This is a genomic window from Methylobacterium sp. 190mf (genome assembly GCF_900107945.1).
Lineage (GTDB): Bacteria > Pseudomonadota > Alphaproteobacteria > Rhizobiales > Beijerinckiaceae > Methylobacterium.
Genome location: NZ_FNVI01000022.1, coordinates 16,231 through 38,603, shown reverse-complemented (window position 1 = coordinate 38,603; position 22,373 = coordinate 16,231). Strand labels below are relative to the sequence as shown.

The window sequence follows — 22,373 nt, the reverse complement described above, 5'->3', positions numbered from 1 at the left end:
CCCGGCAATGGCGGCCGGCGCAGGACACCCGCGCCGGCCAAATACCCAAGAAACTAATCGGCGCTGGGGGCCAGCATGGTCTCCGGCCGGACCACGCGCTCGAACTCCGCCTCGGTCACGTAGCCGAGGCGCAGGGCTTCCTCCTTGAGGGTCGTGCCGTTCTTGTGCGCGGTCTTGGCGATCTCGGCGGCCTTGTCGTAGCCGATCGAGGGGGCGAGCGCGGTGACCAGCATGAGCGACCGGCTCATCAGGTCGGCGATCTTGTCCTCGTTGGCCTTGATGCCGACGACGCAATTGTCGGTGAAGCTCACCGCCGCGTCGGCGAGCAGGCGGATCGACTGCAGCACCGCGTTGGCGATCACCGGCTTGAACACGTTGAGCTCGAAATTGCCCTGGGAGCCGGCGAAGCTCACCGTGGTGCCGTTGCCGATCACCTGGGCGCAGACCATCGTCAGGGCCTCGCACTGGGTCGGGTTGACCTTGCCGGGCATGATCGACGAGCCGGGCTCGTTCTCGGGGAGCGACAGCTCGCCGAGGCCGGAGCGCGGGCCCGAGCCGAGGAAGCGGATGTCCTGGGCGATCTTGAACAGGCCGGCGGCGAGCGCCGAGAGGGCGCCCTGCGTGAATACCAGGGCGTCGTGGGTCGCGAGCGCCTCGAACTTGTTCTCGGCCGACGTGAAGGGTAGGCCGGTCAGCTCGGCGACCTTGGCGGCGAAGCGCTCGGCGAATTCCGGATGGGCGTTGAGGCCGGTGCCGACCGCCGTGCCGCCCTGGGCGAGCGCCAGCACCCCCGGCAGGGTCGCGGCGACCCGCGAGCCGCCGAGGGCGACCTGCGCGACGTAGCCGGAGAATTCCTGGCCGAGGGAGACCGGCGTCGCGTCCTGCAGGTGGGTGCGCCCGATCTTGACGATCGCGTCGAAGGCCTTGGCCTTGGCGTCGAGGGCAGCGTGCAGGTGGGAGAGCGCCGGCAGCAGGCGACCCTGGATCTCGCGGGCCACCGCGATGTGCATGGCCGTCGGGAAGGTGTCGTTGGAGGACTGGCCGCGGTTGCAATGGTCGTTCGGGTGGACCGGCGACTTGCCGCCGCGCTGGCCGCCCAGGCGCTCGTTGGCGAGGCTGGCGATCACCTCATTGGCGTTCATGTTCGACTGCGTGCCCGAGCCGGTCTGGTAGATGACGAGCGGGAACTCGTCGTCGTAGCGGCCCTCAACGACCTCGGCGGCCGAGGCCGCGATGGCGTCGGCGAGCTTCGGGTCGAGGGCGCCGAGATCCTTGTTCACCAGGGCGGCGGCCTGCTTCACGACGCCGAGTGCGTGGACGAGCGGCGCCGGCATCCGGTCGGTGCCGATCTTGAAGTTCTGGATCGAGCGCTGCGTCTGCGCGCCCCAGTAGCGATGCGCCGGGACCTCGATCGGACCGAAGGTGTCGGACTCGGTGCGGGTGGCGGTCTCGGTGGGCGACATCGTGGCCTCTACGTCTGGTGCAGTGCGGTGCCTACTTAAATGAGGCGCGGGTGAATCGCGATGCCGGTTTTCCCCGGCGCGCCGACAAGGGCGGGGCTCTGTTCCCGCCGGACAAGGAGCCGATGAGCGCCACGATCGATCTCTCCGAACCGATGGCCGGCACCCGGTTCCGCCCCGTCGTGCCGCCGCCGCTGAAGGAGCCGCTCGGCCTGTTCGAGTTCCTGCGGGCGGCGCGCAAGAACCCGATCACCACCTGGATGGACGCGCATTTCAAGCTGCCGGTCGTGGCGGCCGAGGGCGCGATGGGCCGGATCACCCTGGTGAGCGACCCGGCGCTGATCCGCTACCTGCTCATCGAGAACCCCGACGGCTACCGCAAGGACGACCTCCAGCGCCGCGTGCTGGCCCCGGGGCTCGGCAACGGCCTGCTCAGTGCCGAGGGCGACGAGTGGCGGCTCCAGCGCCGGACGCTGGCGCCGATCTTCAACGCCCGCACGGTCCAGGGCTTCTCCGACGCGATGAACGCCGCCGGGGCGCGGCTCGGCCGCCGCCTCGTCCGCCGCGACGGCAAGCGGGTCGACGTCGCCCTGGAGATGACCCGCGTCACCCTCGACGTGCTGGAGCGGACGATCTTCACGCAAGGTTTGCCGAGCGATCCCGACGCGCTGGGCCGCGCGATCACGCGCTTCCTCGAGGCCGTCGGGCCGATCGACCCCCTCGACGTGTTCGGCGTGCCCGATTTCGTGCCGCGGATCGGCCGGTTGCGGGCGCGGCCCGCGGGGCGCTTCTTCGCCGAGGTGGTCGACGAACTGATCGCACGGCGCAAGGCGCTGATGACGGGGGGCGAGGCGCCGCGGGACCTGCTGACGCTGCTGCTCGCCGCGCAGGATCCCGAGACCGGCAACGGGCTCTCGGACCTCGCCGTGAAGGCCAACATCGTCACCTTCATCGCCGCCGGCCACGAGACCACGGCCAACTCCCTGACCTGGGCGCTCTACTGCCTGTCGCAGGATCCCGCCGCGCAGGCGCGGGTCGAGGCCGAGGTCGACGCGGCCGGGCCGGGGGATTTCGCCGTCGAGCGCCTGCCCTTCACCCGGGCGGTGATCGAGGAGGCGATGCGGCTGTTCCCGCCGGTCCCGTTCCTCAGCCGGCAGGCGGTCCGCGACGACCGGCTCGGCCGGATCAAGGTGCCGCGGGGCTCGCTGGTGATGGTGGCGCCCTGGGTGCTCCACCGCCACCAGCTGCTCTGGGACGACCCGGAGGCCTTCGTGCCGGAGCGGTTCCTGCCCGAGAACCGGGACGCGATCCCGCGCTTCGCCTACCTGCCGTTCGGGGCGGGGCCGCGGGTCTGCATCGGCCAGAGCTTCTCGATCCAGGAGGCGGTGATCGTGCTGGCCCACGTGGTCCGGGCGGTGCGCTTCCGGCTGCCGGCGGATCACCCGCCGGTCACGCCGCTCCACCGGGTGACGCTCCGGCCGGAGCACGGCTTGCGCATGGAGGCCGAGCGGCGAGCGTGAGCGGGTTGACGAGTTCCCCGTGCGTTCTCACATTGCCGGAACGGGTCAGCAGAGTCGCGCTGGCTGAGATCGGGCACGAACCGCGATGGTCGACACCGTTGCTCCCGCGACGCTGGATTATGCCGAGCAGGTCGCCCGCGTCCTGCGGTCCAATGCGGAGACGGAAAAGTTCGTGGCCGAGCAGCGGAAGCTGATCGACGAGCAGACCAAGCTTCAGGCCGAGGCGGCGAAGCTGCACGCCGAGACGCTCAAGCTCGGTCGAGACCGTGTCCTGGCCCCGCTCTCCATCGGTTTTGCCGGCATGGCAGCAGCGGCCGCATTCTTCGGCGCGGGCGCCGCGTTCGTCAAACTTATGAGCCCCTGATCGTCGATCTGGGGCACGACTGGCGCCGGCGCGGTCCGAAATGCCTGCCGCGACTGTGTGAAGCTCCCTGGGCGATCGTCTGGGCAACGTTCGGTCGAGGCCTGCTATCGGGCATGCCCCGAGCTTCGATTTGAGCGCGTTCCCATCGCCTCGCCTCACCGCGCCTGAGCCTGACGGATCTCGCAGCTGAAGGTCGTGACCGAGTCGGCCAGGGGCGATCTCAGCTCTTCTTGCGGAAGGCGTCCAGGCTCACGACCTCGGCGCTGCCCTCCTCACCCTCCTTCTTGGCGGCGGGGCGGGGGGCCTTGTCGTCGGTCTTGCCGGCGTCCTTCTCGCCCGGGGCGGCGGGCGCGGGCAGCCCCTTCGGCGCGCCCGCGCCGATCGTCGCGAGACCGGCGCTCTTGGGCCGCACCTCGCCGGGTTCCGAGCCGGCGCCGCGGGGACCGGGCTTGGCCGGGGCGGCGTTGGCCTCCTCGGGGGTCTCGCCGGCCTCGCTGAGGTCGAACTTCAGGCCGAACTGCACGGAGGGGTCGAAGAAGCCCGACAGGGCGTCGAACGGCACCAGCAGGCGCTCCGGCACGCCCGAGAAGGACAGGCCGACCTCGAAGGCGTGCTCGGTGACGTTGAGGTCCCAGAACTGGTGCTGCAGGACGATCGTCATGTCCTGCGGGTACTTCTCGCGCAGGGCCTGCGACATCCGCACGCCGGGGGCCTCCGTCCGGAACGAGACGTAGAAATGATGCTCGCCCATCAGCCCCTCGCGGGCCGCGTCGGTCAGGACCTTGCGCACCACGCCGCGCAGGGCGTCCTGTACCAGGAGGTCGTAGCGGATCAGGTCGTCTGCCATCTGCGGTCGCGCTCTCGCCCGGTCTGCCCGGCGCCCCGCCGCGGATGGCCGGACCGAGGACTGAAGTGGAGGCTTCTGTTGCCAGGCGCCTCCGAACCCCGCCTATGCGGAGCTACCCGCTAGGACTTCAGGTCGATATTGGGGACCGCTTACGCGGCCACCGCCACCGGAGCAAAGTTGTCGTTGGCAACTATTGCAAAGGCCCGATAACGGCGGAACCATGCCGAGCGAAAGCTCAACCTTTACGCCCTCGTCGATCCTATTTCGCCCCCGCCGAAGCCCCGGTTCCGATCACGCCCCTTGCGGCAGCATGTCCTGGGCTCGGGTGGAGGCGCCGGGTACCGCCCCCGGGTCCGATAGGTTTATTGCGAAGAACGTTTATCGCCATAGCCGGCCTCGCGACCGGCTCCCGAGATATAGAGGGGATCGGTCCGGTTTTGAAGCCCGATCGTGTCGCGCCGCCGCCTCATTTGGAGCCTCCGGGGGAGGCTGTTGCCGGAAGTGCGCAGTCGCGCGCCGCCGTCCCCGGTGCGCGGGGCCCGCTCGAGCGCGCCTGGGGCGCGACGTGGCGGCTCGGCGCCCTGGTCGCCCTCGTGGTCGTCTATCTCGGCGCGGCGAGCCTCCTGTCCCTCGCCACGGTGCGCGTCGGCTTCGACCTCTGGAGCGGGATCGACCCGTTCCTGCCCCCCGAGCGGCGCCCGTTCCTGGGCGCGGTGGAACTCGCCCACCGGGCCTTCGCGATCGACGCCCTGCGCCAGGTCTACCTCGCCGCCCTGGTGCTCGGCGGCGCGTGGTGGCACGACCGGGCCGGTTGGCGCCGCCGCCTCGCCCTCGACCGCGAGCGGCCGAACGGCATGCGGCCGGTCGCGCTGCTGGGCCTCCTGCTGGTCTGGCCGGTGCTGCACATCGCCTGGGTCACCGGCACGGCGGAGCTGTTCGGCGCGAGCTTCGGCCAGCACGTGCGGCTGTCGCCGTTCATGAGCCAGGCGGCGGTCGCGGCCTGGCTCGCCTATCTGGCGATCCTGGCGCCGGTGGCCGAGGAACTGCTGCTGCGCGGCGAGGCCTTCGCCCGCGCCCGGGCGGCCGTCGGACCCGCGGGGGCGATCCTGGTCACCGCGCTCATCTTCGCCGCCGCCCACATCTCGTCCTGGGGGCTCGCCCGGCCGGTCTCGCTGCTGCCCCTCGCCCTGGCGCTGGGCTGGCTGCGCTGGCGCACCGGCCGGCTCTGGCCCGGCATCGCCCTGCACGGCTGGTCGAACCTCGCCCTGGTGACCTACCTGCTCTGGCCGGTCTGAGGGCTGGTCTGAGGGCCTGTCCGAGGCCGGCCTGGCCGACAGGGCGCCGCGCGCAGGCCTGCGCCGGAGCGGCTCCCGCGCGACGGCGGTGGACATATGGCGGCGGCGCGCTTGCCGGCCGGCGCGCCGGCGCGCAGGAATGGGCGATGGACGCTTATCACGACCTGCTCCGGCGGATCCTCGACGCGGGCGTCGCCAAGGACGACCGCACCGGCACCGGCACGCTCTCGGTGTTCGGCCACCAGATGCGCTTCGACCTGTCGGCGGGCTTCCCGCTGGTCACCACGAAGCGGCTGCACCTGCGCTCGATCATCCACGAGCTGCTCTGGTTCCTGGCGGGCGACACCAACGTGGCGGCGCTGAAGGCGAACGGCGTGACGATCTGGGACGAGTGGGCGGACGAGCGCGGCGATCTCGGCCCGGTCTACGGCAAGCAGTGGCGCTCCTGGGAGAGGCCCGGCGGCGGCACTGTCGACCAGATCGCCGGGGTGCTCGACGAGATCCGGCGCAACCCCGATTCCCGCCGCCTGATCGTGTCGGCCTGGAACCCGGCCGACCTCGACCGGATGGCCCTCGCGCCCTGCCACTGCCTGTTCCAGTTCTACGTCAGCGAGGGGCGGCTCTCCTGCCAGCTCTACCAGCGCTCGGCGGACGCCTTCCTGGGCGTGCCGTTCAACATCGCGAGCTACGCGCTCCTGACCCACATGATCGCCCAGGTGGCCGGCCTCGGGGTCGGCGACTTCGTCCACACCTTCGGCGACGCGCACCTCTACAGGAACCACTTGGAGCAGACCCGCACCCTCCTGGCCCGGGAGCCGCGCCCGCTGCCGCACCTGCGGCTCAACCCGGAGGTGCGCGACCTCTTCGCCTTCCGGTTCGAGGACATCGCCATCGAGAACTACGACCCGCATCCCGCCATCGCGGCCCCGGTGGCGGTATGAGCCCGATCGTTTCCCTGGTCGCCGCCGTCGCCCGCAACGGCGTGATCGGCCGCGACAACGGGCTCGCCTGGCATCTCTCCAGCGATCTCAAGCGCTTCAAGGCCCTGACCATGGGCAAGCCGATGCTTATGGGCCGGCGCACCTGGGATTCGATCGGCCGGCCCCTGCCGGGGCGCCGCACCCTGGTGCTGACCCGGGACACGGGCTTCCGCGCCGAGGGGGTCGAGACCGTCCACGACTGGGACTCCGCGCTGGCCGCCGCCGGGGCGGAGCTGATGGTGGTCGGCGGCGCCGAGATCTACGCGCTCGCGCTCCCGCACGCCGACCGGCTCCACCTCACCGAGGTCGAGGCCGAGCCCGCCGGCGACGTGCGATTCCCCGCCTTCGACCGCGCCCGCTTCCGGGAGACGTTCCGCGAGGCGCACCCGGCGGGCCCGCGGGACGAGCACGCCTTCGCCTTCGTCGACTGGGAGCGCGCACGCTGAGGCGCGCCGCCGCATTTGCGTTCCGCGCCGCGCATGCCCACCTGCCAGCCTTGACAGCACGGGGCGTGCGCCCGCAGGTGCCTGTCGGGTGCGCGCGCTCACGCCGGGCCTGCACATCCTGCGGGAAGATGCGCGTGCGGGCCCTCGAGGCCTCCAGCCGGGAGCGGTCGCGGTGCGATCGGTCCGGATGGTCGGGACTAGGCGGGCGAGCGTGGCCGTTCAGGCAGGGGGCGCCGGTCGGGACGTGGGCCGGGCGCGGACAGGCAGGAGACGACGGCTAGGATGCCTTGGAGCAATCAGAGCGGCGGCGGGGGGCCCTGGGGCCGGCCCGGCGGTAACGGCGGTGGTCCCTGGGGTGGCGGCAGCGGCGGCGGCGGTGGCAAGACGCCGCCGAACCTCGAGGACCTGCTCCGGCGCGGGCAGGACCGCCTGCGCGGTCTGATCCCGGGCGGCGGTGGCGGTTCGGGCGGCGGTTACGGCGGCGGCGGCTCGACCGGCGTCGGCGGCGGCCGCAGCGCGGCGGTGATCGCCGTCCTGGCCGTCGCCATCTGGCTCGCGACCGGCTTCTACACCGTCTACCCCCGTCAGGTCGGCATCGAGACCATCTTCGGTCGCTACGTCGGCACCAAGGGCGAGGGCCTGCGCTACAACTTCCCCTATCCGATCGGCGGGGTGGTGAAGCCGGATGTCGGCTCCCAGAACTCGATCCAGATCGGCTTCCGCGCCGGCCCGAACGGGCAGGGCCGCAACCGCGACGTGCCGGACGAGAGCCTGATGCTCACCGGCGACGAGAACATCGTCGATCTCGACTTCGAGGTGCAGTGGCGGGTCAACCCGCTGAAGGCCTCCGACTTCGTGTTCAACCTCCAGAATCCGGAGGGCACCATCAAGGCGATCTCCGAGAGCGCGATGCGCGAGGTGATCGGCCGCCGCAACATCCAGGCGATCCTCACCAACGAGCAGTCGAGCATCGCCCAGGAGGTGAAGGAGATGGTCCAGAAGGCGCTCGACGAGTACGGCGCCGGCGTGCGCATCGAGGTGGTGCAGCTCGTCTCGGTCAACCCGCCGCCGGAAGTGCGCCCCGCCTTCATCGACGTGAACGCGGCCCAGCAGGACGCCGACACGGCGCAGAACGAGGCCAAGACCTACGCCAGCCGCGAGGTGCCGCAGGCCCGCGGTAAGGCGTCCCAGATCGTCCAGCAGGCCGAGGCCTACCGGACGAAGGCGACCGCCGACGCCACCGGCCAGGCCGCGCGCTTCAGCGAGGTCTACGCCTCCTACAAGGCCGCCCCGGCGATCAGCCGCGAGCGGATCTTCCTGGAGACGATGGAGAAGGTCCTGGGCTCCGTGAACAAGGTGATCATCGACCAGAACGGGACGCAGTCCGGCGGTGCCACCGCGGCCGGCGTGCTGCCGGTGCTGCCGCTCTCCGAGTTCGGCGCCCGCGCCCAGACCCAGACGGGAGCTGCCCGATGAAACAGGCTCTCCGCACCGGCCTGATCGTGGTCGCGGCCATCGTCGCGATCGGCCTCTACGCCTCGATCTTCACCGTCGGCCAGATGCAGCAGGCGCTCGTCCTGCAGTTCGGCCGCGTCCGGGCCGTCCTCAACGCCACCGGCGAGGACAAGCCCGGCCTGTACTTCAAGATCCCGTTCATGGAGAACGTGGTCGTCTTCGACAAGCGCGTGCTCGACCTCGACCTGCCAGTCCAGACGGTGCTCACCGCCGACCGGCAGAACCTGGAGGTGGACGCCTTCGCCCGCTACCGGATCGTCGATCCGCTGCGCTTCTACCAGGCGGTGGGCAATATCGGGCTGGCCAACCAGCGGCTCGCGAGCTTCACCAATTCCGGCCTGCGCAACGTGCTCGCCCGCTCGACCCGCGACGCGATCGTGAAGACCGATCGCGGGCAGCTGATGCACCAGATCCAGGAGGACGTGAACCGGCAGGCCAAGGCGCTCGGCATCGAGATCGTCGACCTGCGCATGACCCGCGTCGACCTGCCCGCGCAGAACTCGGCCGCTGTCTACCGGCGGATGAAGACCGAGCGCGAGCGCGAGGCCGCCGACATCCGCGCCAACGGTGACCAGATCGCCGCCACGATCCGCGCCAAGGCCGACCGCGAGGTCACGGTCATCCTGGCCGAGGCGACGCAGAAATCCGAGCAGCTGCGTGGACAGGGTGACGCGGACAAGAACCGCATCCTCGCGGACGCGTTCGGGAAGGACGCGGATTTCTTCAGCTTCTACCGCTCGATGCAGGCCTACGAGAGCGGGCTGAAGGGATCCGATACCCGCCTGGTGATCAGCCCGAACACGGACTTCTTCCGCTTCTTCAGCGATCCGCAGGGCCGGGCACCCGCCCCGGCCGCCCGCGGGCCGCGCGGGCCGGCCGATCCGAGCGCTACCACGGGCTCGACGACCGGCTCCACGGCGGGGACGGCGCGCTGAGGGGGCCCGTTGGCGCCCCGGCGCCCGGGGATTACCGTGCAGGACAACCCGCGGGCGATCGGCCATCGGTCGAGGCCCGCGGGACCGGAAACGCGTTCATGAAGAGGTCGACCATGCACCCCGTCGCGAGCGCCCCCGAGGCGCCGTTCGACCGCGCCCCGGCGCGGCCCCGCTCCCGCGCCCGCGCGGTGATGGCCTCGATCCTGATCGGCGCCTCGGTCACCGTCTCCGTGGCCGCGACCGCCCTGCCGGTGCCGGCCTTCGCCAAGGGGCCGGCCTCCCTCGCCGATCTCGCCGAGCAGGTCACCGACGCGGTGGTGAACATCTCCGCGTCCACCACCGTCGAGGCCCGCGCCGGCCGTGCCGGGCCGCAGGTGCCCCCGGGCACCCCGTTCGAGGACCTGTTCGAGGAGTTCTTCAACCGGCGCGGCGGCCGCGGCGGCGGTGGCGGCGGTGACGGCGACGGGCCGCGTCAGCAGCGCAAGTCGAACTCCCTCGGCTCCGGCTTCATCATCGATTCCGCCGGCCTCGTGGTGACGAACAACCACGTCATCGGCGACGCCAACGACATCCAGGTCATCCTGCACGACGGCACGAAGCTGAAGGCCGAGATCGTCGGCAAGGATTCGAAGATCGACCTCGCCGTCCTGCGGGTGAAGCCCCCGGCCGACCGCACGCTGAAGGCCGTGCCGTTCGGCGATTCCGACAAGATGCGGCCCGGCGACTGGGTCATCGCCATCGGCAACCCGTTCGGGCTCGGCGGCTCGGTCTCGGCCGGCATTGTCTCGGCGCGGGGCCGGAACATCGAGTCCGGACCCTACGACAACTACATCCAGACCGACGCGGCCATCAACAAGGGCAATTCCGGCGGCCCGCTGTTCAACATGGACGGCGAGGTGATCGGCATCAACACGGCGATCCTGTCGCCGACCGGCGGCTCGGTGGGCATCGGCTTCGCGGTCCCGTCGGGCACGGCCAAGCCCGTGATCGACCAGCTCCGCGACTTCGGCGAGGTCCGCCGCGGCTGGCTCGGCGTGCGCATCCAGAACGTCGACGACACCACCGCCGAGGCGCTCAACCTCAAGGGCGGCGCGCGAGGCGCCCTGGTGGCCGGCGTCGACGAGAAGGGACCGGCCAAGACCGCCGGGATCGAGGTCGGCGACGTGATCCTGAAGTTCAACGGCGCGCCGGTGAAGGCCTCGGGCGACCTCCCGCGCATCGTCGCCTCGACGCCGGTGGGCCAGAAGGTCGACGTGGTCGTCATGCGCAAGGGCGAGGAGGTGACGAAGCCCGTCACCCTCGGCCGCCTGGAGGACGGCGACAAGCCGCAGCTCGCCAACCTGCGTCAGCCGGAGCCCGAGAGCGCGACCCGGCAGGCGCTGGGCCTCAACCTCTCCGGCATGACCGACGAGCTGCGCAAGAAGTACTCCATCAAGGACACCGTGAAGGGCGTGGTCGTCACTCGGGTCGACCCGAACTCGACCGCCGCCGACAAGCGGATCCAGCCCGGCGAGGTGATCGTCGAGGTCGGCCAGGAGTCGGTCAGCACCCCCGCGGAGGTGACCAAGCGGATCGACGCCCTCAAGAAGGACGGGCGCAAGTCGGTGCTGCTGCTGGTGGCGGGCGCCACCGGCGACGTGCGCTTCGTGGCCGTCGGCCTCGACTGAGCGGCCTCATCCGCGTTGCCGAGGGCCGTCGCTCCGCGGGGGGCGGCGGCCCTCGCGCGTTCAGGGGTCCCACATTGACGCTACGCGGCGGCACGGCACACTGGGGCCGCGAGTCGGTGCGGCTCGGGCGAGTTCGGACCCATGACGGCCGTTGCGTTCGACACCCTGAAATTCGCCCGCGCCCTGCGGGAGAAGGCGAAGCTGTCGCCCGAGCAGGCGGAGGGCCTGGCCGACGCGCTGGTGGACGTCTTCGACGGGAATCTTGCAACCAAAGCCGACATTCGCGACGTGCAGGCCGAACTGCAGATCGTCCGCGGCGATATCGAAGCCCTCAAGATACAGACCCGCGGCGACATCGAGGCACTGCGACTCACGACCCAGGCGGATATCGAGGGGCTTCGCATCTCGACCAAGGCGGATTCTGACAGTCTTCGTCAGTCGACCAAGTCGGATATCGAAGCCCTCCGCCTATCCACAAAAGCCGACATCGACAGTCTGCGCCTTGAGACCAAGGCCGACATCGAGGCCGTGAAGGGCGCGATCGCCTCCGCGAAGGTCGAGACGGTGCGCTGGCTCGTCGGCGCGATCGGCTTTCAGACGCTCGCCGTGCTCGGCGCGGTCATCACCCTGACCCGCACCCTCCACTGAGCCTCACCCCACGAACTCCGCCGCCGCGTAGCCCTGCAGGTACAGGAGCGCCGTGAGGTCGCCGTGCTCGACCCGGACCCGCGCCGCGGCCGCGACCGCGGGCTTGGCCCGGAACGCCACCCCGAGGCCGGCCTCGCCCAGCATGTCGAGGTCGTTGGCGCCGTCGCCGACCGCGAGGGTCTCGGCGGCGCCGAGGCCCAGCTGCCCGCGCAGCGCGATCAGCGTCGCGCGCTTCTCGGCCTTCCCGACGATCGGGTCCTCCACCAGGCCGGTGAGCCGCCCGTCCGCCACGCCCAGCACGTTGGACCGGTGCTCGTCGAAGCCGATCATCGCGGCGATCGGGCCGGTGAACAGCGTGAAGCCCCCGGAGACCAGGCAGGTCTGGGCGCCGTGCGCCCGCATCGTCCGCACCAGCGTGCCGCCGCCCGGGGTCAGAGTCAGGTGCTCGGCGATCAGCCCGTCGACCGCGCCGACCGGGATGTCCTTCAGGAGCGCGACGCGCTCGCGCAGGGCCGGCTCGAAGGCGATCTCGCCCCGCATCGCCCGCTCGGTGATCGCCGCCACGTGGTCCTTGAGGCCGAGCGTCCCGGCGAGCTCGTCGATGCATTCCTGCTCGATCATGGTGGAATCCATGTCGGCCAGGAACAGGCGCTTGCGCCTGTGCGCGTCGGCGGGCAGCACCGCGAGGTCGATCGGCTCGCCGGCCAGCGCCGTGCGCAGCCTGTCGGTGAGGGACGCGGCGGCCGCGGGCTCGCCCGGCACCAGCAGCTCGGCCGCCACCTCGCCGTGCAGGATCCGGGGCTGGTGCTCCGTCCGCAGCACGGCGCGCGTCTCGGCCAGCACCGCGTCGGTGATGGACGGCCGATCCGGGTTTGCTATCAGGACCGCGACCAGCATCGTGGAGTTTCGCCTTGCCGCCAGACCGGGGGGAAGCCGGGGGGCGCCCGGCCGCGGTCCTCATCGCAGGGCCCACCGCGTCGGGCAAGTCGGCGCTGGCCGCGCGGCTGGCGGAGCGTCACGGCGGCGTGGTGATCAACACCGATTCCATGCAGGTCTACGCGGACCTGCGCCGCCTGACCGCGCGGCCCGACCCGGACGAGGAGGCGCGGGTCCCCCACCGGCTCTACGGCCACGTCGACGGCGCCGTGAACTACTCAGCCGGACACTTCGCCCGCGACGCGGCGGCGCTGCTGGCGACGCTCGGCGGGCGCCTGCCGGTCTTCGTCGGCGGCACCGGCCTGTACTTCCGGGCGCTGGAGCAGGGCTTCTCGGAGCTGCCGCCCGTGCCCGAGGCGGTGCGGGCGCGGGTGCGGGACGCGGCGGAGGGGCGCCCGACCGAGGCGCTGCACGCCGAGCTCGGCCGGCACGATCCCGAGGGGGCCGCCCGCCTGCGGCCGAGCGACCGGATGCGGGTGATGCGCGCCCTGGAGATCTTTCTCGCGACGGGCCGACCGATCGCCAGCTTCTACGGCGATCCCGTTCCCGGCCCGCTCGCCGGGCGGAACCTCCAGAGAATCTTCCTGGCACCCGACCGGGCGGTGCTGCGGGCCCGGATCGACGCCCGCTTCCGGACCATGATCGCCGAGGGGGCGCTGGACGAGGTCGCCCGCCTGCGCGCGCGCGGCCTCGACCCGATGCTGCCGGTGATGCGCGCCCACGGGGTGCCGGGCCTGATCGCCCACCTCGACGGGGCGATGAGCCTCGAAGCGGCGATCGTCCGGGGGCAGGCGGATACGCGCGCCTACGCCAAGCGCCAGTTCACGTGGTTCCGCCACCAGATGGGGGAGGCGTGGCGCTGGGTGGATCCGGAATCCGCGGGGGTCGAGGAGCCGTTCTGAGGCGAGCGTCCGACCGCCGGGGGAGACCGGTGCGCGCGGTGCCGCGATCCAGGCGGCCCCCTCTCGCGGGAGAGGGGACCTGTCGCGTCTTGCCCGGTCCTCGGCTCCGGGCGAAGGCCGGAGGCGTCAGCGCTCCAGCCGCGCCACGAGGCTCGACGTGTCCCAGCGGTTGCCGCCCATGGCCTGCACCTCGGCGTAGAACTGGTCGACGAGGGCCGAGACCGGGAGCTTGGCGCCGTTGCGGCGGGCCTCGTCCAGCAGGATGCCGAGATCCTTGCGCATCCAGTCGACCGCGAAGCCGAAGTCGAACTTGCCCGCGTTCATGGTCTTGCCGCGGTTCTCCATCTGCCAGGAGCCGGCGGCGCCCTTGGAGATCACGTCGAGCACCGCCTCGACGTCGAGGCCGGCGCGCTTGGCGAAGTGGACGCCCTCCGACAGGCCCTGGACGAGGCCGGCGATGCAGATCTGGTTGACCATCTTGGTGAGCTGGCCGGCGCCGGCCGGGCCCATCAGCCGGCAGGCGCGGGCGAAGGACCCGATCGCGCCCTCGACCTTGGCGTAGGTCGCCGCGTCGCCGCCGCACATCACGGTGAGCACGCCGTTCTCGGCGCCCGCCTGGCCGCCGGAGACCGGCGCGTCGATGAAGCCGAGCCCCTTGGCCTCGGCCGCCGCGGCGAGCTCCCGGGCGACCTCGGCGGAGGCCGTGGTGTGGTCCACGAACACCGCGCCGGGCTTCATGCCGGCCAGCGCCCCGTCGTCGCCCAGCACGACGCTGCGCAGGTCGTCGTCGTTGCCCACGCAGGCGAACACGATCTCGGCGCCCTCGGCGGCCTGCCGGGGCGTGGGCGCGGAGGCGCCGCCGTAGGTCTTCACCCAGGCTTCCGCCTTCGGGGCGGTGCGGTTGTAGACGGTGACGTCGTGGCCACCCTTCTTGGCGAGGTGTCCGGCCATCGGGCCGCCCATCACGCCGAGACCCAGGAATGCGACCTTCGCCATTGTCGTGCGCTCCTCGCGGGCCCGGACCGCGCCGGCGCCCTTCCTTCTCCGACGGCGGGCGGCGACGGAGCTCGGCAGCCGGGCCGTGAAGGGGGTCGGGGCCGTGCCGGGGGACCCGATGTGACAGATTGGGCGTCGTGCCGCCGCCGACGCTGCATCACAGCTCGGATCGCTTGCGTCAACGCCGGACCAATAGGATAACCCGCCCGTGTAGCCCGGGACCACGAAGTCCCAGCCGGAGCCCCCCGCGCGTGGCCCCGCGCGCGAGGCGTTCGGTCAGGGAGTGGGACATGGGTTCGGCGATCGGCAGGCACGGGCCCTGGGCCCTCGTGGGGGCGCTCGGCGCCGCGGCGCTGGCGATCGTGGCGAGCCAGCGCGGCGAGACGATCAACGCCCTCTGGATCGTGGTCGCGGCGGTCTGCGTCTACCTCATCGCTTACCGCTACTATTCCCAGTTCATCGCCGACAAGGTGATGCGGCTCGACCCGAAGCGCGCGACCCCCGCGGTGCGCCACAACGACGGGCTCGACTACGTGCCCACCAACCGCGGCGTCCTGTTCGGCCACCACTTCGCGGCGATCGCGGGCGCGGGCCCGCTGGTCGGCCCGGTGCTCGCCGCCCAGATGGGCTACCTGCCCGGCATGCTGTGGATCCTGGCCGGCGTGGTCCTCGCGGGCGCCGTGCAGGACTTCATGGTCCTGTTCGTGTCGATGCGCCGGGACGGCCGCTCGCTCGGCGAGCTGATCCGGGCCGAGCTCGGCACCGTACCGGGCATCATCGCCCTGTTCGGCACCTTCCTGATCATGGTGATCCTGCTCGCCGTGCTGGCGCTGATCGTCGTCAAGGCGCTCGCCGAGAGCCCCTGGGGCACCTTCACGGTGATGTCGACGATCCCGATCGCCATGCTGATGGGCGTCTATTCCCGCTATATCCGCCCGGGCAAAATCGGCGAGGTCTCGATCCTCGGCTTCGTCCTGCTGATGCTCGCCATCGTCGCCGGCGGCTCGGTGGCGGCGAGCCCGGTCTGGGGGCCGGCCTTCACCTTCACGGGCCCGCAGCTCTGCTGGATGCTGATCGGCTACGGTTTCGTGGCGTCGATCCTGCCGGTCTGGCTGCTCCTCGCCCCGCGCGACTACCTGTCGACCTTCCTCAAGATCGGCACCATCGTCGGGCTGGCGCTGGGCATCGCCTTCGTCGCCCCGCACATGCAGATGCCGGCGGTCACCAAGTTCGTCGACGGCACCGGCCCGGTCTGGGCGGGCAGCCTGTTCCCGTTCCTGTTCATCACCATCGCCTGCGGCGCGGTCTCGGGCTTCCACGCCCTGATCTCGTCGGGCACCACCCCGAAGCTGATCGCCAGCGAGTCCGACGCCCGCTTCATCGGCTACGGCGGCATGCTGATGGAATCCTTCGTGGCGATCATGGCGCTGGTCTCGGCCTGCGTGATCGACCCGGGCGTCTACTTCACCATGAACTCGCCCGCGGCCCTCATCGGCACGACGCCCGAGACCGCCGCCGCCGCGGTGACCAAGCTCGGCTTCGCCACGACGCCGGAGGTCATCACCCAGACCGCCGCCGACGTCGGCGAGCACACGATCATCTCGCGGGCCGGCGGCGCGCCGACCCTCGCGGTCGGCATGGCCCACATCATCTCGTCGGCCATCGGCGGCAAGGCCATGATGGCCTTCTGGTACCACTTCGCGATCCTGTTCGAGGCGCTGTTCATCCTCACGGCGGTGGACGCGGGCACCCGCGCCTGCCGGTTCATGGTGCAGGATCTCGTCGCCTTGGCGATCCCGTCGTTCAAGAACACCACGTCGTGGGGGCCGAGCATCGCGGCGACCGCCATCTCGGTGGGAGCCTGGGGCTACTTCCTCTACCAGGGCGTGACCGACCCGCTGGGCGGCATCAACACCCTGTGGCCGCTCTTCGGCATCTCGAACCAGATGCTGGCCGCGGTGGCGCTGACGCTCTGCACGGTGGTGATCTTCAAGATGAAGCACGAGCGCTACGCGTTCGTGACCATCATCCCGACCGCGTGGCTGTGCATCTGCACCCTCACGGCCGGCTGGCAGAAGATCTTCTCGGCCGACCCGAAGATCGGCTTCCTGGCCCACGCCGAGCGCTACGCGGCGGCGGCGGCCGAGGGCAAGATCCTGGCGCCGGCCAAGAACGCCGACCAGATGAGCCAGATCATCCTCAACGACCGGATCGACGCGGTGCTGGCGGCCCTGTTCATCGGCCTCGTCGTCGCCATCGCGGGCTTCGGCATCGCCGCCTGCGTGAAGGCGTGGCGCGCGGACCGCTGGACCGCGCTGGAGACCGAGCCGCACATGGTCGCGGCGGAGTAGGAGGTCCCATGCTGCCGTCGTCGAACCTGCGGGACCGGATCCGGACGCTGTCCAAATGCGTCTGCGACGGCGCCCGCCTGATGGTCGGGCAGGGGGACTACGCGGCCTATGCCGAACATGTCCGCCGCACCCATCCCGACCAAGCGCCGATGAGCGAGGTGGAGTTCTTCCGCAACCGGGAGAACGCCCGCTTCGGGGTCGGCAACACCGCGGGTTTCCGCTGCTGCTGACAGGCGGCCGGTGAGCCCGTTCGTCCTTGCGAGCGGAGCGAAGCGATCCAGGCAGCCTGCGTCTTCCAACGTCGCGTTGCCCTGGGTCGCTTCGCTGCGCTCGCGATGACGGCGGCGTGTCTTCGCCGCGGACCGGGCCCCGCTCGCTGCGCGGACCCGATCGGGCCCGGCCGGCGTTCTCCCCGCCGGAGGGCCGCCCGGCCCTCGCGCGACGCGGAGAGCCGATGACCGACCAGAGCGTGCAGGACCCGATCGAGCCCCGGGCCGTCAACATCGCCCATGCCTGGGAGCGGGCCTACTGGGCGCGCCGGTTCATGGTCCCGGTGGAGCAGGTCGAGGCCGCCGTGGCGGCGGTCGGCGACGATCCGGCCCGCGTGGCCGCCCATCTCGGGCGGGACTGGCCGGGCCACGAGCCCGCCACCTGAGTCCGCCGCGCCAGGACTAGTCCTCCGCGATCCCGGGCTTAAGCTCGGCCGCATCTTGACTCCGCCGCCACAATATCCGCCATCTCAGGCCCGACGGGAGGTCGGCATGAGCATTTTCCAGGACGCCATCCTTCGGTTCGGCCGCACGATCATGTCGTACGCGGGCGACGCGGTCTTCCTGCAGGCCGCGGTCTCGTCCGCCGCCAACGTCATCGTGGCCGATGGCGACGTGGGCGAGGAGGAGATCGAGTCGGCGATCACCGGCATCCGCGCCAACCCGATCCTCGAGAAATCCTACGACACGCTGCGCGTCGAGCAGGAGCTCTACGAGGCGATCACCCGGGCCAAGACCCGGGCCGGGCGGCTGGAGAACCTGCGCCATGTCGGCGCCATCGCGGATCGGCCGATCGAGCAGCGCCAGGACGTGTTCCTGATCGGCGCGGACGTCGCCGATATCGACGGCATCAGCGAGGTCGAGCACAAGGCGCTCGACGAGATCGCCGGGGCGCTGCAGGTCGACAAGTCCGCCCTGCTGCGCTGATCCGGCCGGCCCGTCGCCCGGCAGACCCCGAGACGGCGTGCCGGGACGGCGCGCCGAGAACGCTCTCCCCATCCGGCGCCCGCATCCCGAGGTGACGGGGCGTGGGCCGCCGTGCCGGGCCCTCGCGGACGCGGGCGCGATGCGGCCGACACCCCGAACCTGCGGCGACGCGGCCCGTCCCTTGCCTGACCGGACGTGATAGCGAAACAGTCCGGGTTTAGCCGTTGAGTCGGTTTACAACGCGGAGTTGCCGGCCCGGGGCCGGACGGCGGAGACCGCATGGGCCTCGTCCTCTACGCGCTCAAGTTCCGGATCACGACCTACGTGCTCGCGGTCCTGATGATGCTCGGCGGCGTCGGGGCGATCGTCGTCGCGCCGAAGGACGTGCTGCCGGTCGTCGACATCCCGGTCGTCGTGGTGGTCTGGACCTATACCGGCCTCTCGGCGCCGGAGATGGAACAGCGCATCACGACCTACGCCGAGTACGGCATCTCCAACAACGTCAACAACATCCGCCGCATGGAGTCGACGACGCTCCAGGGCACGGCGGTGCAGCGGATCTACTTCGAGCCGACCGTCAGCCTCAATCTCGCCATCGCCCAGGTGGTGTCCTCGACCAACTCGATCCGCGCCGTGATGCCCCCCGGCACGCAGCCGCCGGTGATCGTGCGCTACTCCGCCTCCTCGGTGCCGGTGATCCAGCTCGCCCTGACCTCGGCCAAGGAGAGCCTCAACCAGGTCTACGACTACGCCCAGTACCGGATCCGCCAGACCCTGGCGCAGGTCCCGGGCTCGACCCTGCCGTCGCCCTTCGGCGGCGCGCCCCGGCAGATCATGGTCGACCTCGACCTCAACGCCCTCCAGGCCCTCGGCCTGACGCCGCTCGACGTCACCAACGCCATGACGGCCCAGAACCTGACCGTGCCGTCCGGCCTCGCCAAGATCGGCGAGCAGCAGTACCCGGTCCAGCTCAACGGCACCCCGCCGTCGATCGAGACCCTGAACCTCGCGCCGATCAAGGTGGTGGCCGGCCAGCCCGTGCTGGTGCGCGACGTCGCCTATGTCCGCGACGGCGGCCCGCCACAGGTCAACGTGGTCAGCGCCGACGGCCAGCAGGCGGTGCTGATGCAGATCATCAAGAACGGCAACGCCTCGACCCTGAGCGTGGTCAACAACGTCAAGGCGGCGATGCCGACGATCCGCGCCGCCGCACCCGAGGGGCTGGCGATCAAGCCGCTCTTCGACCAGTCGGTCTACGTCTCGAACGCCATCGAGGGCGTGCTCCACGAGGCGCTGACCGCGGCGGCCCTGACCGGCCTCGCCATCCTGCTGTTCCTCGGCTCCTGGCGCTCGACGATCATCGTGCTGATCTCGATCCCGCTCTGCGTCATGACCTCGCTCGCCGTGCTGGCGGCGCTCGGCGAGACCATCAACGTGATGACGCTGGGCGGGCTGGCGCTCGCGGTCGGCATCCTGGTGGACGACGCCACGGTGGCGATCGAGAACACCTACCGGCTGTTCGAGGAGGGCGAGGAATTCCGCGAGAGCGTGGTCCACGGCGCCGCCGGCATCGCCAAGCCGGCGCTGATCTCGACGCTCGCGATCTGCGCGGCCTTCACGGCCGTGTTCGCGCTCACCGACACGCCGAAATACCTGTTCACCCCGCAGGCGCTCGCGGTCGTGTTCGCGATGCTGACCTCCTACCTGCTGTCGCGGACCCTGGTGCCGCTGCTAATCGACGTGATCGTGGCGCCGGAATACCGGCAGAAGCACGCGAAAGACCGGGACGTGCACCGGGCGCAGGACGCGGCGCCCCGGCGGGGCCGGATCGCCCGGGCCGTCGGCCTCGTGGGCGCCCCCGCGCTGCGGCTCGCCGGCCGGATCCACGGCGCGTTCGAGCGCGGCTTCGCGCGGTTCCACCGCGGCTATGTCGGGCTGCTCCACGCGGTGCTGCGCCACCGCGTCGTCACCCTGGGCGCCGTCGGCGGCGTGCTCGGCATGACCGGCGTGCTGTTCGTCTTCGTCGGCCAGGACTACTTCCCGCAGATCGAGGCGAGCCAGATGACCATGCATCTGCGCACCCGCGTCGGCATGCGCATCGAGACCGCCCGGCAGGTCTTCGCCGAGGTCGAGGACACGGTCCGCGAGGTGATCCCGGCCGGTGAGGTCGACCAGATCCTCCAGAACATCGGCCTGCCGTCGAACAACTACAACTTCGCGTTCTCGGACGGCTCGTTCGTCTCCTACAATGACGGGCAGATGCTGATCAGCCTGAAGGAGGGGCACGGCCCGGTGGCGGGCTACATGAAGCGCCTGCGCGAGGTGCTCATGAAGCGCTTCCCCGACGTGGTCGTCTACTTCCAGCCCGCCGACATGATCACCCAGATCCTGAACTTCGGCGTCCTCACGCCGATCGACGTGCAGGTCTCCGGCCGGCACAAGGAGAAGGACCTGGAGGTCGCCCAGCGCATCGTGCAGCGGCTGAAGCACACGAAGGGCCTCGTCGACGTCCACCTGCAGCAGATCGTCAACGAGCCGCAATTCTACGTCGACGTCGATCGGCGCCTCGCCTCCGAACTCGGGCTGACCGAGCAGCAGGTGGCGCAGAACATGAACATCTCGCTGTCCGGCAGCTACCAGGTCACGCCGAACTTCTGGCCGGACCCGAAGACCGGCATCCCCTACCAGCTCTGGGTGCAGACGCCCGAGTACCGCAACAGCTCGCTCACCGACCTGCGCAACACGCCGATGTTCGTGCGCGCCGCCGCGACCTCCGGCTCCGGCCCCGGGGTGCTGACCCTGCTGTCGAGCCTCGCGGACATCCGCCGGACGCCGACGCAGACCATGATCAGCCACGTCAACATCCAGCCGACCTTCGACATCTTCGCCTCGGTGCAGGACCGGGACCTCGGCTCGGTCGCGCGCGAGATCGACAGGATCGTCGAGGACGAGCAGAAGAACCTCGAGGCGCCGGACAAGATCGTCGTCCGCGGCCAGATCGAGAACATGCGCTCGGCCTTCTTCCGCCTGGAGATCGGCCTCGGCATCGCGCTGATCGCCGTCTACCTGCTGATGGCGGTGAACTACCAGAGCTGGGGCGACCCGTTCGTGGTGATCGCCGCCCTGCCGATGGCCTTCTGCGGCATCACCTTCGCGCTGTTCGTGACCGGCACGCCGTTCTCGATCCCGTCGATCTTCGGGGCGATCATGTCGGTGGGCATCGCCTCGGCGAACTCGATCCTGCTCGTCACCTTCGCCAAGGAGCACCGGGAGGAGACCGGGTGCAGCGCCCTGGAGGCGGCGATCACCGCGGGCGAGACCCGGCTGCGGCCGGTGCTGATGACCGCCTCGGCGATGTTCCTGGGGCTCATCCCGATGGCGCTCGGGACCGGCGAGGGCGGCGAGCAGAACGCCGCGCTCGCCCGCGCGGTCATGGGCGGCATCGCCTTCGCGACGCCCGCGACCCTGCTGCTGGTGCCCTTCCTCTACGTGCTGATGCGCGGCGGCCCGGCGCGGCCGGTGCAGGATTACCTGGAGCCGGAGGGCCGCCCGGCGGCGGCGTGAGGGACGGCGGCGCGTCGCGCGCCGCGGCCGGTGTCGCTGGCCCGATCCGGATGCCTGACCGTCGGATCCCGGTCGGGGGGATGCCCTTGCGGGTCGCTCACCCCTCCTTGAAGCCGTATTCCGGCGTGTCGTCGTCGTTGCCGTAGTACTTGTACGGCAGGAACTTGCCCGACATGGTGAGCTTCACGCGGTCGCCCTTGTTGTTGGCCTCCCGGGCCATGTCCATGTTGAAGTCGATCGCCGACATGATGCCGTCGCCGAACTCTTCCTGGATCAGCTCCTTGAAGGTCGTTCCGTAGACCATCACCAGCTCGTAGAACCGGTAGATCAGCGGGTCGGTGGGCGGCATGGACGGGATCGAGCCGCGATAGGGCGGCTCGTTGAGCATCCGCTCCTCGGCGGCGGTGAGGCCGAAGAGCTCGGCCGCCCGCTTGGCCTGGGCCTTCGGGAGCTTCATCTGGCCCATGCAGGCCGCGGTGATCAGGAACGGCGACAGGCCGCCGATCTCCGCGTGGATGTGCTTCCAGCTCCACCCCTTCTCGCGCTTGATGTCGAGAAGCTTCTCGGTGAGGTCTTCGCGCTTCATCGTCGGCTCCCGGATCTCGATCTGCGATGGGTCCGGTGAGGCCGCGCGCTCCGCGGCCCCACCCACCCGGTGTGGGTGCGCGTCCGGACCGCGACCGGTGAGGGGGGACGGTCGCGTCCGGACGCGGACATCCGCCGGGCGTCGTCGCGGCGCGCCTTCGGGAGC

The 22,373-nt window shown here is 70.9% G+C and carries 20 protein-coding genes and 1 other RNA gene; 15 read left to right on the top strand and 6 right to left on the bottom strand.

Going from position 1 to position 22,373, the window contains the following annotated elements:
- Window positions 1-53 precede the first annotated feature (53 nt).
- A complete protein-coding gene (gene fumC, locus C4T42_RS23265; RefSeq protein ID WP_020091298.1) occupies window positions 54-1,463 on the bottom strand; it encodes a class II fumarate hydratase in 1,410 nt (469 codons plus the stop codon).
- 122 nt (window positions 1,464-1,585) lie between these two features.
- On the opposite strand from fumC, the gene C4T42_RS23260 reads away from it, so the two are divergent.
- The gene (locus tag C4T42_RS23260; RefSeq protein ID WP_091927894.1) at window positions 1,586-2,980 is read left to right on the top strand and encodes a cytochrome P450; all 1,395 of its coding nucleotides are present in this window, start codon (window positions 1,586-1,588) and stop codon (window positions 2,978-2,980) included.
- Window positions 2,981-3,065: 85 nt separating this feature from the next.
- A complete protein-coding gene (locus tag C4T42_RS23255; RefSeq protein ID WP_103985942.1) occupies window positions 3,066-3,344 on the top strand; it encodes a hypothetical protein in 279 nt (92 codons plus the stop codon).
- Window positions 3,345-3,564: 220 nt separating this feature from the next.
- Here C4T42_RS23255 and C4T42_RS23250 read toward each other — a convergent pair whose 3' ends face one another.
- Complete coding sequence (locus C4T42_RS23250; RefSeq protein WP_020091294.1) at window positions 3,565-4,191, bottom strand: SspB family protein; 627 nt, start codon at window positions 4,189-4,191, stop codon at window positions 3,565-3,567.
- Between the two features lie 64 nt (window positions 4,192-4,255).
- Window positions 4,256-4,637: a transfer-messenger RNA gene (gene ssrA, locus C4T42_RS23245) on the bottom strand.
- 24 nt (window positions 4,638-4,661) lie between these two features.
- On the opposite strand from ssrA, the gene C4T42_RS23240 reads away from it, so the two are divergent.
- The 7 genes from C4T42_RS23240 (at window position 4,662) to C4T42_RS23210 (ending at window position 11,677) form a co-directional block, all read left to right on the top strand.
- Complete coding sequence (locus C4T42_RS23240) at window positions 4,662-5,486, top strand: type II CAAX endopeptidase family protein (protein ID WP_100252910.1); 825 nt, start codon at window positions 4,662-4,664, stop codon at window positions 5,484-5,486.
- A 146-nt stretch (window positions 5,487-5,632) separates the two neighbouring features.
- Window positions 5,633-6,427 (top strand): thymidylate synthase, encoded by a 795-nt coding sequence (locus C4T42_RS23235; RefSeq protein WP_103985941.1) that lies wholly within the window; start codon window positions 5,633-5,635, stop codon window positions 6,425-6,427.
- Complete coding sequence (locus C4T42_RS23230; protein ID WP_020091291.1) at window positions 6,424-6,912, top strand: dihydrofolate reductase; 489 nt, start codon at window positions 6,424-6,426, stop codon at window positions 6,910-6,912. Before C4T42_RS23235 ends, C4T42_RS23230 begins: the two co-directional genes overlap by 4 nt.
- A gap of 282 nt (window positions 6,913-7,194) precedes the next feature.
- Complete coding sequence (hflK, locus tag C4T42_RS23225) at window positions 7,195-8,388, top strand: FtsH protease activity modulator HflK (protein ID WP_042672660.1); 1,194 nt, start codon at window positions 7,195-7,197, stop codon at window positions 8,386-8,388.
- The gene (locus tag C4T42_RS23220; RefSeq protein WP_020091289.1) at window positions 8,385-9,362 is read left to right on the top strand and encodes a protease modulator HflC; all 978 of its coding nucleotides are present in this window, start codon (window positions 8,385-8,387) and stop codon (window positions 9,360-9,362) included. Before hflK ends, C4T42_RS23220 begins: the two co-directional genes overlap by 4 nt.
- Window positions 9,363-9,475: 113 nt before the next feature.
- Window positions 9,476-11,029, top strand: coding sequence for a DegQ family serine endoprotease (locus C4T42_RS23215; RefSeq protein ID WP_091979704.1), 1,554 nt, complete (start codon window positions 9,476-9,478; stop codon window positions 11,027-11,029).
- 141 nt (window positions 11,030-11,170) lie between these two features.
- The gene (locus C4T42_RS23210) at window positions 11,171-11,677 is read left to right on the top strand and encodes a coiled-coil domain-containing protein (RefSeq protein WP_020091287.1); all 507 of its coding nucleotides are present in this window, start codon (window positions 11,171-11,173) and stop codon (window positions 11,675-11,677) included.
- A gap of 3 nt (window positions 11,678-11,680) precedes the next feature.
- Here C4T42_RS23210 and serB read toward each other — a convergent pair whose 3' ends face one another.
- Window positions 11,681-12,574 carry a phosphoserine phosphatase SerB gene (gene serB / locus C4T42_RS23205; protein ID WP_103985940.1) on the bottom strand — a complete coding sequence of 298 codons (894 nt, stop codon included), beginning with the start codon at window positions 12,572-12,574 and terminating at the stop codon, window positions 11,681-11,683.
- A 14-nt stretch (window positions 12,575-12,588) separates the two neighbouring features.
- On the opposite strand from serB, the gene miaA reads away from it, so the two are divergent.
- The gene (miaA, locus tag C4T42_RS23200) at window positions 12,589-13,515 is read left to right on the top strand and encodes a tRNA (adenosine(37)-N6)-dimethylallyltransferase MiaA (RefSeq protein WP_103985939.1); all 927 of its coding nucleotides are present in this window, start codon (window positions 12,589-12,591) and stop codon (window positions 13,513-13,515) included.
- 126 nt (window positions 13,516-13,641) lie between these two features.
- Here miaA and C4T42_RS23195 read toward each other — a convergent pair whose 3' ends face one another.
- A complete protein-coding gene (locus tag C4T42_RS23195; protein ID WP_103985938.1) occupies window positions 13,642-14,511 on the bottom strand; it encodes an NAD(P)-dependent oxidoreductase in 870 nt (289 codons plus the stop codon).
- A gap of 290 nt (window positions 14,512-14,801) precedes the next feature.
- Between C4T42_RS23195 and C4T42_RS23190 the strand changes: the two genes are divergently transcribed.
- The 5 genes from C4T42_RS23190 to C4T42_RS23170 all read left to right on the top strand — a co-directional run bounded on the left by C4T42_RS23190 (window position 14,802) and on the right by C4T42_RS23170 (window position 21,622).
- On the top strand, window positions 14,802-16,862 hold the full coding sequence (locus tag C4T42_RS23190; protein ID WP_103985937.1) for a carbon starvation CstA family protein: 2,061 nt from the start codon (window positions 14,802-14,804) through the stop codon (window positions 16,860-16,862).
- 8 nt (window positions 16,863-16,870) lie between these two features.
- On the top strand, window positions 16,871-17,092 hold the full coding sequence (locus tag C4T42_RS23185; RefSeq protein ID WP_020091282.1) for a YbdD/YjiX family protein: 222 nt from the start codon (window positions 16,871-16,873) through the stop codon (window positions 17,090-17,092).
- 224 nt (window positions 17,093-17,316) lie between these two features.
- Window positions 17,317-17,517 carry a DUF3606 domain-containing protein gene (locus C4T42_RS23180; RefSeq protein WP_020091281.1) on the top strand — a complete coding sequence of 67 codons (201 nt, stop codon included), beginning with the start codon at window positions 17,317-17,319 and terminating at the stop codon, window positions 17,515-17,517.
- Between the two features lie 106 nt (window positions 17,518-17,623).
- Window positions 17,624-18,058, top strand: a complete 435-nt coding sequence (locus tag C4T42_RS23175; protein ID WP_020091280.1) for a tellurite resistance TerB family protein — start codon at window positions 17,624-17,626, stop codon at window positions 18,056-18,058.
- Between the two features lie 279 nt (window positions 18,059-18,337).
- Window positions 18,338-21,622, top strand: a complete 3,285-nt coding sequence (locus C4T42_RS23170; protein WP_103985936.1) for an efflux RND transporter permease subunit — start codon at window positions 18,338-18,340, stop codon at window positions 21,620-21,622.
- Between the two features lie 97 nt (window positions 21,623-21,719).
- Here C4T42_RS23170 and cynS read toward each other — a convergent pair whose 3' ends face one another.
- Window positions 21,720-22,208, bottom strand: coding sequence for a cyanase (cynS, locus tag C4T42_RS23165; protein ID WP_029358676.1), 489 nt, complete (start codon window positions 22,206-22,208; stop codon window positions 21,720-21,722).
- Between the last annotated feature and the right edge of the window lie 165 nt (window positions 22,209-22,373).

What these genes read in the sequence shown, in the direction of transcription:
- C4T42_RS23170 (WP_103985936.1), top strand. Translation starts at nt 18,338, where the DNA reads ATGGGCCTCGTCCTCTACGCGCTCAAGTTCCGGATCACGACCTACGTG.
- C4T42_RS23175 (WP_020091280.1), top strand. Translation starts at nt 17,624, where the DNA reads ATGAGCATTTTCCAGGACGCCATCCTTCGGTTCGGCCGCACGATCATG.
- C4T42_RS23195 (WP_103985938.1), bottom strand. Translation starts at nt 14,511, where the DNA reads ATGGCGAAGGTCGCATTCCTGGGTCTCGGCGTGATGGGCGGCCCGATG.
- C4T42_RS23190 (WP_103985937.1), top strand. Translation starts at nt 14,802, where the DNA reads ATGGGTTCGGCGATCGGCAGGCACGGGCCCTGGGCCCTCGTGGGGGCG.
- fumC (WP_020091298.1), bottom strand. Translation starts at nt 1,463, where the DNA reads ATGTCGCCCACCGAGACCGCCACCCGCACCGAGTCCGACACCTTCGGT.
- C4T42_RS23230 (WP_020091291.1), top strand. Translation starts at nt 6,424, where the DNA reads ATGAGCCCGATCGTTTCCCTGGTCGCCGCCGTCGCCCGCAACGGCGTG.
- C4T42_RS23255 (WP_103985942.1), top strand. Translation starts at nt 3,066, where the DNA reads ATGGTCGACACCGTTGCTCCCGCGACGCTGGATTATGCCGAGCAGGTC.
- C4T42_RS23210 (WP_020091287.1), top strand. Translation starts at nt 11,171, where the DNA reads ATGACGGCCGTTGCGTTCGACACCCTGAAATTCGCCCGCGCCCTGCGG.
- C4T42_RS23235 (WP_103985941.1), top strand. Translation starts at nt 5,633, where the DNA reads ATGGACGCTTATCACGACCTGCTCCGGCGGATCCTCGACGCGGGCGTC.
- C4T42_RS23220 (WP_020091289.1), top strand. Translation starts at nt 8,385, where the DNA reads ATGAAACAGGCTCTCCGCACCGGCCTGATCGTGGTCGCGGCCATCGTC.
- cynS (WP_029358676.1), bottom strand. Translation starts at nt 22,208, where the DNA reads ATGAAGCGCGAAGACCTCACCGAGAAGCTTCTCGACATCAAGCGCGAG.
- C4T42_RS23260 (WP_091927894.1), top strand. Translation starts at nt 1,586, where the DNA reads ATGAGCGCCACGATCGATCTCTCCGAACCGATGGCCGGCACCCGGTTC.
- C4T42_RS23250 (WP_020091294.1), bottom strand. Translation starts at nt 4,191, where the DNA reads ATGGCAGACGACCTGATCCGCTACGACCTCCTGGTACAGGACGCCCTG.
- serB (WP_103985940.1), bottom strand. Translation starts at nt 12,574, where the DNA reads ATGCTGGTCGCGGTCCTGATAGCAAACCCGGATCGGCCGTCCATCACC.
- C4T42_RS23215 (WP_091979704.1), top strand. Translation starts at nt 9,476, where the DNA reads ATGCACCCCGTCGCGAGCGCCCCCGAGGCGCCGTTCGACCGCGCCCCG.
- C4T42_RS23185 (WP_020091282.1), top strand. Translation starts at nt 16,871, where the DNA reads ATGCTGCCGTCGTCGAACCTGCGGGACCGGATCCGGACGCTGTCCAAA.
- hflK (WP_042672660.1), top strand. Translation starts at nt 7,195, where the DNA reads ATGCCTTGGAGCAATCAGAGCGGCGGCGGGGGGCCCTGGGGCCGGCCC.
- C4T42_RS23180 (WP_020091281.1), top strand. Translation starts at nt 17,317, where the DNA reads ATGACCGACCAGAGCGTGCAGGACCCGATCGAGCCCCGGGCCGTCAAC.